Annotated in this window: 17 protein-coding genes; 16 read left to right on the top strand and 1 reads right to left on the bottom strand. The window is 44.6% G+C overall.

Annotated elements, in window-relative coordinates; translation table 11 throughout:
- Positions 1-114 precede the first annotated feature (114 nt).
- The 16 genes from QFZ80_RS09775 to QFZ80_RS09850 all read left to right on the top strand — a co-directional run bounded on the left by QFZ80_RS09775 (position 115) and on the right by QFZ80_RS09850 (position 14,032).
- Positions 115-528, top strand: coding sequence for an Asp23/Gls24 family envelope stress response protein (locus QFZ80_RS09775; RefSeq protein WP_171643488.1), 414 nt, complete (start codon positions 115-117; stop codon positions 526-528).
- A gap of 88 nt (positions 529-616) precedes the next feature.
- The gene (gene amaP, locus QFZ80_RS09780; protein WP_307547077.1) at positions 617-1,177 is read left to right on the top strand and encodes an alkaline shock response membrane anchor protein AmaP; all 561 of its coding nucleotides are present in this window, start codon (positions 617-619) and stop codon (positions 1,175-1,177) included.
- 14 nt (positions 1,178-1,191) lie between these two features.
- Positions 1,192-1,419, top strand: coding sequence for a DUF2273 domain-containing protein (locus QFZ80_RS09785; RefSeq protein ID WP_307558665.1), 228 nt, complete (start codon positions 1,192-1,194; stop codon positions 1,417-1,419).
- Between the two features lie 142 nt (positions 1,420-1,561).
- Positions 1,562-2,020, top strand: coding sequence for a transcription antitermination factor NusB (gene nusB / locus QFZ80_RS09790; RefSeq protein WP_047673943.1), 459 nt, complete (start codon positions 1,562-1,564; stop codon positions 2,018-2,020).
- Positions 2,021-2,157: 137 nt separating this feature from the next.
- A complete protein-coding gene (gene folD / locus QFZ80_RS09795; RefSeq protein ID WP_307547075.1) occupies positions 2,158-3,024 on the top strand; it encodes a bifunctional methylenetetrahydrofolate dehydrogenase/methenyltetrahydrofolate cyclohydrolase FolD in 867 nt (288 codons plus the stop codon).
- Positions 3,025-3,032: 8 nt separating this feature from the next.
- Entirely contained in the window at positions 3,033-4,403 is a 1,371-nt protein-coding gene (gene xseA, locus QFZ80_RS09800; protein ID WP_307547074.1) for an exodeoxyribonuclease VII large subunit, read from the top strand.
- The gene (xseB, locus tag QFZ80_RS09805) at positions 4,390-4,644 is read left to right on the top strand and encodes an exodeoxyribonuclease VII small subunit (protein ID WP_057306412.1); all 255 of its coding nucleotides are present in this window, start codon (positions 4,390-4,392) and stop codon (positions 4,642-4,644) included. Before xseA ends, xseB begins: the two co-directional genes overlap by 14 nt.
- 49 nt (positions 4,645-4,693) lie before the next feature.
- On the top strand, positions 4,694-5,551 hold the full coding sequence (locus QFZ80_RS09810) for a polyprenyl synthetase family protein (RefSeq protein ID WP_373460390.1): 858 nt from the start codon (positions 4,694-4,696) through the stop codon (positions 5,549-5,551).
- A 118-nt stretch (positions 5,552-5,669) separates the two neighbouring features.
- Positions 5,670-7,556, top strand: coding sequence for a 1-deoxy-D-xylulose-5-phosphate synthase (gene dxs / locus QFZ80_RS09815; protein ID WP_307547073.1), 1,887 nt, complete (start codon positions 5,670-5,672; stop codon positions 7,554-7,556).
- 36 nt (positions 7,557-7,592) lie between these two features.
- Positions 7,593-8,426, top strand: coding sequence for a TlyA family RNA methyltransferase (locus QFZ80_RS09820; RefSeq protein ID WP_307547072.1), 834 nt, complete (start codon positions 7,593-7,595; stop codon positions 8,424-8,426).
- A 198-nt stretch (positions 8,427-8,624) separates the two neighbouring features.
- Positions 8,625-9,077: a hypothetical protein gene (locus QFZ80_RS09825; protein WP_307558667.1), complete on the top strand. Its 453-nt coding sequence runs from the start codon at positions 8,625-8,627 to the stop codon at positions 9,075-9,077.
- Positions 9,078-9,079: 2 nt separating this feature from the next.
- Positions 9,080-9,529, top strand: coding sequence for a transcriptional regulator AhrC/ArgR (gene ahrC, locus QFZ80_RS09830; RefSeq protein WP_307547070.1), 450 nt, complete (start codon positions 9,080-9,082; stop codon positions 9,527-9,529).
- A gap of 15 nt (positions 9,530-9,544) precedes the next feature.
- Positions 9,545-11,272, top strand: coding sequence for a DNA repair protein RecN (gene recN / locus QFZ80_RS09835; protein ID WP_307558669.1), 1,728 nt, complete (start codon positions 9,545-9,547; stop codon positions 11,270-11,272).
- A 118-nt stretch (positions 11,273-11,390) separates the two neighbouring features.
- Positions 11,391-12,731: a SpoIVB peptidase gene (spoIVB, locus tag QFZ80_RS09840; protein WP_307555596.1), complete on the top strand. Its 1,341-nt coding sequence runs from the start codon at positions 11,391-11,393 to the stop codon at positions 12,729-12,731.
- Positions 12,732-12,964: 233 nt separating this feature from the next.
- A complete protein-coding gene (gene spo0A / locus QFZ80_RS09845; protein ID WP_307547069.1) occupies positions 12,965-13,759 on the top strand; it encodes a sporulation transcription factor Spo0A in 795 nt (264 codons plus the stop codon).
- Between the two features lie 39 nt (positions 13,760-13,798).
- A complete protein-coding gene (locus tag QFZ80_RS09850; RefSeq protein ID WP_307547068.1) occupies positions 13,799-14,032 on the top strand; it encodes a helix-turn-helix domain-containing protein in 234 nt (77 codons plus the stop codon).
- A 166-nt stretch (positions 14,033-14,198) separates the two neighbouring features.
- Here QFZ80_RS09850 and QFZ80_RS09855 read toward each other — a convergent pair whose 3' ends face one another.
- Positions 14,199-14,294 carry a YjcZ family sporulation protein gene (locus QFZ80_RS09855; RefSeq protein WP_082615175.1) on the bottom strand — a complete coding sequence of 32 codons (96 nt, stop codon included), beginning with the start codon at positions 14,292-14,294 and terminating at the stop codon, positions 14,199-14,201.
- Between the last annotated feature and the right edge of the window lie 157 nt (positions 14,295-14,451).

A 14,451-nucleotide genomic window follows, 5' to 3' on the forward strand; every position in this document is an offset into this window, starting at 1 on the left:
TTATCCAAACAATGGATCAAGCAAAGAAATTCACATGAAACACGTTTGTTTCACAAATACAGTTATGCTTACGACGCCAGTTTTGCTGGCGCAAAACTCTAAGGAGGTGCCACAATGAGCACAATCGCTCCGGATTACGTCAAAACAGACATGGGCAGCATCCAAATTGCCCCCGAGGTTATCGAAATCATTGCCGGTTTGGCAACGGTGGAAGTGCAAGGAGTAGCGGGGATGAGTGGCGGATTAGCTGGCGGCATTGCTGAATTGCTTGGACGTAAGAATTTGTCCAAAGGCGTAAAGGTAGAAGTCGGACAACGTGAAGCAGCCATTGACGTCTCCATCATTATTGAATATGGCAATCGAATTCCTGAAGTTGCAAGCGACATTCAACAAAATGTGAAGCAGGCAATTGAATCGATGACAGGCTTAAATGTTGTTGAAGTCAACGTGCATATTCATGATGTTCATTTTAAATTGGCAGATAAACCGGTTGAAGAAGAAACAGCAGCTGCCCATCGTGTGAAATAGGCGGAATTGCTGCATCCATATGGATCAATTGAAACCCCCTACAGGTTGCAGGGGGTTTCCTCTAACTATAGGAAGGGGACAAGCTTACGTGGCTAAAATTGTGGACAGGCTCTTGCTACTTCTCTATAGCCTAATTATTCTAATTGCTTCTATCGTTGTTTTGTTCACAGCTTCGAGTTGGATCCCGTTAGAACAAGCAGGTCAAATGTTAAGTAATTTTTATTTCGAAAAAAGCTTTGCATACCCAGCGATTATCATCAGCTTGGTCATGCTGTTGATCTCTGTTCGTTTCCTCATTTTAACGCTGCGCCGCGGTCGTTCTCAAGCGCCATCCATCGACCAACGAACGGATTTCGGAGATATTCGCATCTCGATAGAAACGGTTGAGAATTTATCTTTGAAAGCCGCTGGTCGTACCAAAGGTGCCAAAGATTTACGTGCCCGTGTAAGGGTGAATCAATCAGGTCTAGAAATTACGATCAGAACCATTGTGGATGGGGAAAGTTCGATTCCTGAACTTACAGAAGAGATGCAAAGTACTGTGAAAAGTTACATCGAGGATATTACTGGCATTCCTGTAGCTTCCGTAACCGTATTCGTAGCGAACATCGTGCAATCAGCCCCAACTTTTAAAAGCCGAGTCGAATAGAGGTGAACCCACTCATGTGGAATGAACTGTGGGAGTCCCATAGGGGCAAAGTAATCGGAGTGGCAGCAGGCATTTTCTTCGGCTTCATTTATTTGTTTTTTGGTTTTTGGGATATGTTGATCTTTGGATTCATTGTTCTGCTCGGTTTATATGTCGGGAACAAACTGGATCGGAAAGAAAGTTTCGTCATTCTTGAAGACATTTGGCGCTATCTCACGCAAAAATGGAGAATGTTTCGCTAAAATCCCTGGTTCTACCATGGATTTTTTTGTTTGGATTCATTCCAATATGACGTATACTAGTAAAAAGAGTTTTTTAGGACGAGTTACATCCATGATTGCTTAAGAAGTCAGTTTTCTGGCGAAAACTTTTAGGAGGACCATAATGAAACGCAGAGTTGCACGAGAAATTGCCGTACAAAGCCTTTACCAAATCCAGATGAATGAGGCTACACCTCAGGAAGCTGTCCAAATTGCGATTCATGAAGCAGAGCATGACAATGAAACAGAGTTGAATTTTTCTGGAGATAAAATTGACCCTCTATACATTATTGAACTTGTTGAGGGTACATACAGTAACAAAGTTAGAATTGATGAACTGCTTGAAGAGTATTTAAAAGGTTGGGCGATGGACAGGCTCTCACGGATTGATCGTGAAGTGTTGCGTTTGGCTGTATATGAAATGCTGTACAGAGATGATGTTCCACCTAAAGTTGTCGTCAATGAGGCGATTGATTTGGCCAAGCATTATGGCACGGAGGAGTCAGGTAAGTTCGTTAACGGTGTACTTGGTAAAATGATTAAAGAAGTTGAAGATTTAAAGGGCAAAGTAACTCCGTCCTAATTAACAATGATTATTCAACCATTTATATATAGCCATTGCAAACACGAAGCTAATGCTTACGAAGCAAGTTTTCTAAGAAAACTCTAAGCTGCTGCTTACGAAGAACGTTTTTCACAAAACTCTTAGGGGGAAATAACATGTCTGCACAAGTTATTAATGGGAAAGAACTCGTGAGTTCCATCCGTGAGGAGATCAGGTCGGATGCTGCCGCGCTTACTGCGCAAGGCAACCAGCCTGGTCTTGTCGTTGTTATTGTGGGAGAAGATGCGGCTTCACAGGTTTATGTAAGAAACAAAGCGAAAGCCTGTGATGATGTAGGGATTTATTCCGAAGTACATCGTTTACCGGAAAATACAACGCAACAAGAGTTAATTGCACTTATTCATAAATTTAATAGCGATAGCCGAATTAACGGTATTCTTGTTCAATCACCGCTGCCTAAGCATATAAATGAAGAAGCAGTTGTTGATGAAATTGATCCGCTTAAGGACGTGGATTGCTTCCACCCCATGAATGTCGGTAACTTGATGATTGGCAAAGATGGTATGAAGCCATGTACACCGCATGGTGTTATCGAAATTCTAAAACGCACAGGAGTCGATATAGCTGGTAAGCACGCTGTTGTTGTAGGAAGAAGCAACATCGTAGGCAAACCAATGGCTATGCTGCTTCTGCGCGAGCACGCCACGGTATCCGTCGTTCACTCTCGTACTCCGAATATGGAGGAAATTACAAAACAAGCGGATATTCTTGTTGTTGCTGTTGGTAAAGCAAATTTGATTAAAGCACATCACGTGAAGCCTGGTGCTGTCGTTATCGATGTGGGGATGAATCGTCCTGCAGACGGTAAACTGACAGGGGATGTTGATTTCGAAGCGGTTAAAGAGGTTGCAAGTGCAATCACACCCGTACCCGGTTGCGTAGGTCCAATGACGATTACCATGCTGCTTCGCAACACCGTTGATGCAGCAAGTCGCGCAGCTAAAGCGAATGTGAGCGTTTAATAAGCAGTATGGCGAGAAACGAGACGAAGATCTTATCTGTCAAGGATTTGAACCGTTATATTAAACTCATGCTAGAGGGCGATTCCCGTCTGCAGGATGTTTGGGTTCGTGGGGAAATCTCTAATTTCACTCACCATTCCAGCGGCCATATGTATTTTACGATTAAAGATGCGGATGGCAGGTTAAAAAGCATCATGTTTGCTTCGCATAACCAGAAGCTCGGTTTTATTCCGAAAGAAGGAACGAAAGTGATCGCTCGCGGTAATATTTCCGTATATGAAAGAGACGGAGCGTATCAGTTCTATGTCACGGCGATGCAGCCGGATGGCATCGGCAGTTTGTATATGGCCTTCGAGCAGCTTAAGAAGAAGCTAGAAGGGGAAGGACTGTTCGCGGCGGAGCGCAAGAAACCGATTCCTCGGTTTCCGCGCGCAATCGGCGTGATCACGTCTCCGACAGGAGCCGCTGTGCGTGATGTCATCATCACACTGCAGCGCCGCTATCCGTCGGTCCAGATTCTTCTGTACCCGGTACTGGTACAGGGAGCGCAAGCAGGCCCTTCGATCGTCAAGGCGATCGAAGCGATGAACCGGCTCGGTGAAGCCGACGTGCTCATCGTGGGCCGCGGCGGCGGCTCGCTCGAAGAGCTCTGGGCATTCAACGAGGAAGCCGTTGCGCGGAGCATTGCAGCTTCCGCGATTCCCGTCATCTCGGCCGTCGGCCACGAGACGGACTTCACGATCGCGGACTTCGTCGCCGATCTAAGAGCGCCGACGCCTACGGCGGCGGCCGAGCTCGCGGTGCCGAATCACCTCGAGCTGAAGCAGCAGCTGTCGCAGCAAGCGCAGCGGCTGCACTACGGGCTGCTCCAGCAGCTGCGCCGTAAGCAGGAACGGCTGGAGCGCGCGAAGCGCTCTCCGTTCCTAACGAACCCCCGCAGGCAGCTGCTGATGCAGCCTGCGGAACGACTCGACCGGCTGGCGGAGCAGCTCGGTTACCGCATGCGCCAGCGCCTAACGCTGTTGGCGGAACGGCGATTGAAGCTGGAGCGCCGCTTATCCAGCTTCAATCCCAAAGAGCAGGCCGTGTCCGCAAGGCGGCGCTTGGATACTTCCAAGCGGCAGATGCTCACGGCCATGCAGACCCTCCTGCGTACGAAGAAGCAGGAGTGGCAGTCTGGCGTCCGTCATTTGGACGCCCTCAGCCCGCTGAAGGTCATGCAGCGGGGCTACAGCTTGGCGTACGACGAACAAGAGCATGAGCTCATTCGTTCAGTCTCCCAAGTGAAGGTTGGAGATTTCGTTAAGATTCGTCTCAAGGACGGAAGGTTGAATTGTCAGGTATCGGGGATGGAGGAGAACAAAGATGTCTACGAGTGAAACGGAAGTTAGCTTTGAACTGGCCATTGAACAGTTGGAGCGCATAGTTGCCCAATTGGAAAGCGGCGATGTTCCTTTGGAGAAAGCGATTGAGCTATATCAGGAAGGCGTTCGGCTCTCCCATCTGTGCGGTGTGAAGCTTGAACAAGTGGAGAAGAAAATTGAGATGTTGGTTGAAGGTGAATCGGGCACTGTGAGCAGGAAGCCTTTCCAACCTGTCTTGGAAGATAAGGGGAATTAGGTTGAATAAGACGTCTACCATTCATGAATATATAGCTTCCCATGCAGACATGGTCGAAGCGGCTTTAATCCAAGCGCTGCCTGCAGCATGGGACGTTCCTGGTTCTCTACGTGAGTCCATGAACTACTCCTTAATGGCTGGTGGCAAGCGCTTGCGCCCCATTCTGGTGCTAGCAGCAGCTGAAGTACTAGGGGGTTCCCTAGAGGCAGCAATGCCTGTAGCTTTAGCCATTGAGATGGTTCATACTTACTCCCTGGTTCATGACGATTTGCCAGCAATGGATAATGATGATTATCGCCGAGGCAAGCTGACGAATCATAAGGTATACGGTGAGGCCATGGCCATTCTAGCTGGCGATGCATTGCTGACGCAAGCATTCTTCAGCATTACGCAGGCACATAAAGGACATGGCATTCCAGCAGAACGTGTGCTTTCCATCACAGAAGAACTTGCCATTTATGCAGGAGCGAGAGGAATGGTTGGCGGTCAAGCCGCTGATATGCTCGGAGAGCAAGGCATTACAAAGCTTGAAGAATTAGCTTTCATTCATACCCATAAGACGAGTGATCTCATTGTTTTCTCCTTACGTGCAGGCGGTCATATTGCCGGCGCAACGGAAGCGCAACTTCGTGCCCTTAGTGAATTCGGCAATGCCATTGGTCTTGCTTTTCAAATTCAGGATGATATTTTGGATATCATCGGTGATGAGAAGAAGTTAGGTAAGCCTGTGAAGAGCGATGAGAAGCAGCAGAAGGTAACGTATCCCTTTTTTATCGGGATCGAAGCTTCGGAGCAGAAGGTCAAGGATTTAACGAGTCAAGCCAAAGAAGCACTGCTTCGTGCACAGATTGCGCACCCTGAGAGGCTTCTCCAACTGGCGGATTACTTAATGAAGAGGGATCATTAATCCTTTATTGCGTGTATGATTCCCCCTGCTTTTATGTGGTTTTACACGAAATACCCAATTTATGATATAATGATGAAATCGATCTCAGTATTTTCACATTGAAAGTGAGGAAACAAGCGTGCTGCTCGAACAAATCAATCGGCCTGAGGACTTAAAGCGTTTATCCTTGACGGAGCTTGAGACATTGGCTGGTGAAATCCGTCAATTTCTGATTGAGAAGCTGTCTGTTACAGGTGGACACTTGTCCTCCAATTTAGGTGTGGTTGAGCTCACCATTGCTTTACATACCTTGTTCCACAGCCCGTATGATAAATTTATTTTTGATGTGGGTCATCAAGCTTACGTACACAAAATTTTAACCGGTCGCAAAGATAAATTCGATACCCTGCGCAAGTACAAGGGACTTTGTGGATTCGTGAAACGTTCTGAAAGTGAACATGACGTCTGGGAAGCCGGGCATAGCAGTACTTCGCTGTCAGCCGCAATGGGAATGGCGATGGCCCGTGATCTAAAAGGTGAACATAATAAAGTTGTTGCCGTTATTGGTGATGGGGCGATTACCGGTGGTATGGCGTTAGAAGCAATGAACCACATTGGTCATGAGAAGAAAAATATTATGGTCATTCTGAATGACAATGAAATGTCGATTGCGCCCAATGTCGGGGCTATTCATAATTATTTGAGCAAAATTCGTTCGGATCGTCATTATTTGAAGGCCAAAGAAGAAGTTGAACATTTACTTAAGAAAATTCCTGCCATCGGCGGCACCTTGGCCAAAACCGCGGAAAAGCTGAAGGACAGTCTCAAATATTTTGTGTTAAACGGTGTTTGGTTTGAGGAATTAGGGTTCACTTATATTGGGCCTGTAGACGGACATAATTTACCGGTATTACTCGATACGCTTAAACAGGCAGAGAAGATCAATGGTCCTGTGCTTGTTCATGTCGTAACGACCAAAGGTAAAGGGTATACACCAGCTGAGCAGGATTCGCACAGTTGGCATGGTCCAGGACCTTACAAGATCGAATCAGGACAGGTGCTTAAATCCGTAGGGCCTCCCATGTATACAGAAATTTTTGGAAATACGTTAATCGAGCTCGCTGAGAAGGATTCCAGAATTGTTGCTGTTACTCCAGCTATGCCTGGAGGCTCTGGGTTACTGAAGTTCGCGAAGCAGTTCCCCAATCGGATGATTGACGTTGGGATTGCGGAGCAGCATGCGGCAACACTATGTGCAGGTCTTGCAAGTGAAGGCTTGAAACCCGTATTTGCGGTATATTCCACTTTTCTACAGCGAGCTTACGATCAAGTCGTTCATGATATTTGCCGTCCCAAGCTGAATGTTACGTTTGCTATTGATCGTGCAGGGTTTGTGGGTCCAGATGGCGAGACCCATCATGGTGCTTACGATATTTCGTTTCTACGTTCGCTGCCGAACATGGTGCTTATGATGCCTAAGGACGAACGTGAATTAAGAGATATGATGCAGACTGCTCTTGAGTACAATGATGGACCTATCGCATACCGCTATCCAAGAAACAGCGGAACGGGATCCAGTATCGTTGAAGCGCCAAAAGCGATTCCAATCGGTACATGGGAGACATTGCGTGACGGAGATTATGCTGCTGTACTTGCAGTCGGACCAATGGTGCAGATTGCCGAAGAGGCAGCCGAACAATTAGCTAAAGAAGGCTTCAACCTTCGCGTTGTCAATGCACGTTTCATTAAACCGCTTGATGAAGCTTACTTACTCCAGCTAGCAAGTGAGTCCATTCCAATCATTACGATGGAAGAGGGTTCTATCCAAGGCGGACTTGGCAGCAGTGTAGTAGAATTCTACGCAGCCAAAGGTGTCGTAGGATTACACGTGCAAATAATGGGTATCCCGGATTACTTCGTTGAGCATGGAAGCGTGAAGGAACAGCGAGAAGAAGTTGGACTTACCACACAAAACTTAATCACTGAAGTGAAGAAGCTAGTGCCACGTAAACGACAACGAGCTTAGGCTATGGATGATAAGAATAGGAGTAACATAAACACAATGTCATCAGATAAAGAACGATTGGATCTATTGCTTCTTGAACAAGGCTATTTTGAAAGCAGAGAAAAGGCAAAGGCCGCCATTATGGCAGGCCTTGTTTTTGCTGATGAAGAACCTGTAGATAAAGCGGGTATGAAGATCAGCAGGAAGGCTGTTTTGAAAGTGAAAGGTGCGCTTCATCCTTATGTGAGTAGAGGCGGTCTTAAGCTAGAGAAGGCATTGAAGCAATTTGATATCGATTTAAATGGAGCAGTTATGCTTGATATTGGAGCCTCGACAGGCGGATTTACAGACTGTGCTCTGCAAAATGGCGCCTCTTCTGTGTACGCTGTCGATGTTGGCTATAATCAATTGGACTGGTCGCTTCGTAATGACGAACGTGTTCATGTTATGGAGAGAACGAATTTTCGCTATACAAAAATGGAGGATTTGAACGGTCCACGTCCTACATTTGCAAGCATTGATGTTTCTTTCATTTCGCTGCGTATTATTTTACCGCCACTGAAAGAGATCTTGTTAGATCAGGGACGAGTGGTTGCCCTCATTAAACCTCAGTTCGAGGCGGGTAGAGAGAAAGTTGGCAAATCCGGTGTTGTTCGCGACCCTGATGTGCATGTGGATGTGTTGACCATTGTGTTAACTTTTGCAGAAGAGTTAGGGTTTCGCTTGAAAGGGCTGACCTACTCACCAATCACAGGAGGGGAAGGGAATATTGAATTCCTTGCCTATTGGTCTAGTGATGCGGCTGAGGATACCTCTCTTGCTGAAGCTTCTTCTCTGAAAGATTTGATTGCAGTGACAGTCAAAGAAGCACAAAAATTGCATGGCAAATAAACTCATCTTTGAGAACGCCTTTTTGCGGCCCAGAGATGGGTTTTTTCAGTAGATAGGAAAGTATCAGTTTCATACTTTTGCTTTGCATCTACCTTGACAAACGCACTCGTCCCTAAGGGACGATGGAATCGTTTATCCTTACTTCATAAAAAAGGATTTTCCAGGTAAATCCGCGAATACTATGGCGAGGTGAAGGACATGGAACAAGGCGATGTTAAAGTCATTTTGTTAATCCTGATCATAGTTGTAGGCATTATCTTTTGGCGATTCAAAAGGTGGCTAGACGGACCGAATAAGAAGCGAAGAAGGATTCCCAGACACTCCGAAATACCACAGGATGAAGTCGTGGAGCTGCTTGAAGGAGCTGGCTTCGATGTGCTTGCTAGTAAAACCAGAATTCCCATCAGCATGATGATTAATGAAAGAGAACAGCTGGAAAGCCGATTATTCATCGACTATTTTGCCCAGAAAGATGAACAAATTTACCTCGTGAAAGTAGCGAAGGAACGTAAACCGCTAGAAATGACAGGAAGCGCTGTTCGCGATATGCTGCTAGCCTATAGTCTGATATATCCAGAAGCTGACGGCGTGCTATATGTGGATATGGCTCTAAACAAAATTAAAAAAATCACATTTCATATAGAGGTGTAAGGATGAAAGGTCAAAGGCATGTAAAAATCAGAGAGATTATCACGAACCACGAGATTGAGACACAGGATGAATTGGTGGAGACTCTTCGGGCTGCTGGCTTTCATGTCACACAGGCTACAGTCTCACGCGATATCAAAGAGCTTCATCTGATTAAGGTTCCCTTGGATGATGGCCGATATAAGTACTCCATGCCGGCCGATCAGCGATTTAATCCGATGCAAAGACTGCGTAGAGCATTGAGTGACCATTTTGTTAGCATTGACCATACCGACAATCTTGTCGTGATGAAATGTTTGCCAGGTACGGCAAACACGATTTGCGCACTTATTGATAATCTAGAATGGAGCGGTGTCATGGGGACGATTTGCGGAGATGATACCATTCTTGTGATTTGCCGCGGCAAAGAGAACAGCCTTACTTTTGTAAATGAAGTCATGTCATTACTATCTTAATTTCAGGAGGAGCACATGCTTACAGAACTTTCGATTCGTAATTTGGCTGTTATTGAACATGTACATATTCGTTTCAAAGCTGGTTTTCATGTCCTAACAGGCGAAACAGGTGCAGGTAAATCGATCATCATCGATGCTTTAACTCTCATTGTTGGCGGCAGAGGATCTTCGGAGTTGGTACGTTACGGTGCAGACAAAGCAGAGATAGAAGCAATGTTTGAATTACCATCCTCGCATCCGGTTTGGCATACGCTTACAGAACTCGGTATAAGTGCAGATGCCAGTGAGCATTTGCTCATTCGTAGAGAAATCACCGCAACGGGTAAAAGCTCCAGCCGAATTAATGGTCAGCTTGTCAACTTGACAATGCTTCGTAAAACGGGAGAGTGGCTGGTTAATATTCATGGTCAGCATGAGCATCAATCCCTGCTGAATGTAGATGAACATATTCATTCTCTTGATTTATTCGGTGATTCTGAAGTTGAGGCTGCGAAAAAAAACTATCAAGCTAGCTATGATCAATATATAAAGCTGCAAAAAGAGCTGCGAGAGCTTCAAGAAACAAGCAAACAGGCGCTTCAAATGCTAGATTTATATCGTTTTCAAATCGATGAAATTTCGGCTGCAAAGCTCAAAATGGGGGAAGATGAGACCTTAATCGAAGAGAAGAGAAAATTGGCTAACGCGGAAAAATTATTTCAAAGCTCTTCCGAGGCTTATGATTTCCTCTATGCCACGAACCGTGGCTTAGATGCGGCCGGAAAGGCAGTTTCCAGACTTCAGGATATCGTTCAACTCGATCCAACGAAGCTAAGTCCTCTTCTTGAGCAGGCGCAATCCGCTTATTATCAGATGGAAGACGCAGCTTATCAACTGCGCGACTATCGAGATGGCATCGAGTTTAACCCTTCACGTTTGGATTTTATTGAACAAAGATTAGATATGATCACGTCTCTTAGGCGAAAATATGGAGAGAATATTAAAGAAATACTCGTTTATTTGGATAAAATAAAAAGCGAAGTCGATACCATTGAAAATAAAGATGAGCATATTCGCAAATTAGAGGACAAGCTTGCGGCCGAAGAAAAGCAGTTGGGCGTGGCGGCTTTGGATCTTTCCAATTTGCGCAAAGGAATTGCTGAACAGCTTGCAGGTCAAATTGAGCATGAACTTCGTGATCTACAGATGGAACGCACGCAGTTCCGTGTACAAGTGGAACAAACACTTGACGAACGAGGCATTCTTGTTGAAGGTAACAAAGTACGGTACTCACGGCAAGGAATCGATCAAATTGAATTTCTCATGGCACCCAATCCTGGAGAGCCTTTACGCGGTCTTAGTAAAATTGCTTCTGGCGGGGAGCTCTCTCGTATTATGCTCGCGATGAAAACAATATTTGCACGTATTGATCAAATTCCTGTACTTGTTTTCGACGAAGTGGATACAGGTGTAAGTGGCCGCGCGGCGCAAGCTATTGCAGAAAAAATATCTACTTTGTCGACAAATTGCCAAGTTTTCTCGATTACACATTTACCACAAGTGGCTAGTTTCGCTGATGTTCATTTCTATATTCGGAAAGAAGTGGATCAAGAACGAACGTTTACACGTGTTCAAGATATGCCTGATTCTGGACGAATTGAGGAATTAGCGAGAATGCTTGGCGGTGTCGAAGTGACGGAAACCACACTGCATCATGCAGGGGAAATGCTTGCCATGGCAAGAAATAAGAAAGCAAGGGCATGAAAGTATAGATAGTCAGCATTTTCAGTTATAAAACGGGGAGAGTGGGGTTAACTTAAAGGTACGCATTTGACGACGACAATCGTCAGGGCTCAAGGAAGTGTGAAGGAGCGTGAAGATATTGCAATCCAGCAAAAGAAAAAGATTGTTCGGACTCCTGCTCGTCTTCTTCGTTTGTATGGTAAGTTTGTCTCCGCCTTTTCAAAGCTTTGCCTCCTTCCCTCAGGAACTTCGCTTATTCAGCGGTCAGGGGAAGCAGCTCCAATTAACAATGCCGGTCAACGCCCAAGTCACGGTAAAAGATACGGATATTGTAAAGGTAAACGGCAATGCCAAGCACTCATTTCAAGTTAATTTGAAAGAACCCATCTCGTTGCAATCCGATCACTCTGGGCAAACAGAAATGAAGCTCAAGCTATTCGGTGCAATCCCCATCAAGACAGTTAAGGTCAATGTAGTGCCGGATTTGAAAGTCATCCCAGGTGGTCAAACGATCGGTGTGAAAATTAAGTCTGCCGGTATTTTGGTCGTAGGTCATCATTTAGTAACTGTTGCCCAAGACCAAAAAGTTTCACCTGGTGAAGAAGCGAAAATTCAAGTAGGTGATTTAATTACTAAGATCAATGGCAAAGATTCTAAGGATGTTAGTAAAGTTGCTGATCTTGTAGCCAAATCCGGAGAAAACAAAACACCGCTGGAGCTAAAAATCCTTCGTAACAATGAAGAAATTATTGTGAAGCTGCAGCCCGTCTATGACGTCGTAGATAAGTCCTATCGCTTAGGTCTGTACATTCGGGATTCAGCTGCGGGTGTTGGTACTCTAACCTTCTACGCACCAGATCAAGGCGTATACGGGGCATTGGGACATGTTATCACGGATATGGATACCCAAACGCCAATCATCGTTGGTGACGGCGATATTGTGTATTCTAATGTCACCTCTATTTCTAAGAGTCATAACGGAGATCCAGGTGAGAAACATGCTACCTTGTACAAAGATAGTAAAGTGATTGGTAATATCGAAAGAAACACGGCATTTGGTATTTTTGGAAAAATGTATGCTGCTCCTGACCATAGCTTGGATAAAGAAGCCATACCTGTTGCTTTCGCTGAAGAAGTGAAAGAAGGCCCTGCTCAAATTTATACGGTTGTGGAAGGGCAGAAGGTCGAGAAATTTGACATTCAAGTTGTCCATGTATCCAAACAAGACATACCAGGAACAAAAGGTATGGTGATTAAAATCACGGATCCGCGATTATTAGATAAAACAGGCGGTATTGTTCAAGGGATGAGTGGCAGCCCTATTATCCAGAATGGCAAGTTAATCGGAGCCGTTACACATGTATTTGTAAATGATCCTACAAGTGGTTACGGTTGTTTCATAGAATGGATGCTTCAGGACTCAGGTATTATCCTTAGACCTTCTTCAGGAGCCTCTCACAAAGAATCAAAGGCGAGCTAGAAGCCTTTGATTCTTTATTTAATTTTAACCTCATTCTACAAGGAAAAACACGACTTTATGTGAATATGTCGAAAAATGTTGGAAACAGAAGATAAATATATTATTATATAAGAAAGTGAATTAAAAGAAAAGAAAAATAATATTCGACAGAAGGAATTTAAGTTGGGGTGTCGAATACCTTTACTTAAGAGAGAAATACCAACTTGTATGAGTAGCTAAAGGAGGATTTTAAGTTGCAAAAAATTCAAGTGTTACTAGCAGATGACAATCGTGAGTTTACCCATTTATTATCAGAGTTCATTGGTGAGCAAGAGGATATGGAAATTGTAGGAGTGGCGTACAACGGTAACGAGGTTCTTCGTTTTCTTGAACAACAACGTGATTTGCCGGATGTACTCATTTTAGATATTATTATGCCTCACTTGGATGGTCTGGGTGTACTTGAGAAAATGCGTGAGATGAATCTTCCCACACAACCGAAAATCATCATGCTAACCGCTTTTGGACAAGAAAATATCACTCAAAAAGCTGTGCAACTTGGAGCCTCTTACTACATTCTCAAGCCTTTTGATATGGATACGCTAACGAACCGAATTCGCCAGCTTGTTGGTAACAATCAAGCTTCCGCAACGACTTCAACAACACGAGCAAATATTGTACATATGCCTAAAGGTAAAAACTTAGATGCTAATATCACCAGCATCATACATGAAATTGGCGTTCCTGCGCATATTAAAGGATATCAATATCTTCGCGAAGCGATCACGATGGTATACAACAATATCGAAATCCTTGGTGCGATCACCAAAACTTTGTACCCAGCTATAGCTGAGAAGTACAAGACTACACCAAGCCGCGTTGAGCGCGCCATCCGTCATGCGATTGAAGTTGCTTGGACGCGCGGCAACATCGATTCCATCTCGTTTATTTTCGGATATACGATTAACATCTCGAAGTCCAAACCGACAAATTCGGAGTTCATCGCGATGGTGGCAGATAAGCTTCGCATCGAGCATAAGGTTTCTTGAGAGGGTTAGAATCTTTGTAGTGTCTTGGAGGTCATCAGAATGAAATATGAGCTCGGTCGTTGCCTGCTTAGTGAGCGATTAATTGAATCCAACATGACTGCCTTTGAACTCGCTCGAACTTTGCTATACAAGCCAGAGCGGATTACCGACTTTGTTGAAAACAAAAGAATCATGCCGCTTAAGTCTGCTATATCTATCGCTGACACCTTGGGGTGTGACGTGAATGATTTGTATGAATTGGTCACGATTGAGTCTAACGTTTTGAATGGATGACCGTACTACTATATATCAAAAAGGGGCGCTCTTCCAGAGCGTTCTTTTTAGTTTATTAAAAACTTACAATGAACAATTCTTTGATATCATTGACATTGACGGAAGAGGGGAATGTCAGAAGGACTACCTATGATGATTGGTAGTCCTTCTGTATTTGCTTTCTAAATTACCAAACAAAAGCGCTAGTGATGATAACCAGTAAAATGAATAGTACCAAGATTGCTGCTGAAGAAGTATAACCTACGCCAGTTCCACAACTCATCCGAATCAACCTCCAACTGAAAGTGGTTTGTGTTTCAAGATAGCTTATGACTATTTTTGAGGAATGTTTGGGCGAATCGACTGATTGTGCTATTGTCCCTAATCTTGAAAAAAAATGTGACTTTCTAGCCGATTAAGGAGCATTGCCCATGCTTGGA

It is taken from the genome of Paenibacillus sp. V4I7, assembly GCF_030817275.1.
Taxonomy (GTDB): Bacteria; Bacillota; Bacilli; order Paenibacillales; family NBRC-103111; genus Paenibacillus_E.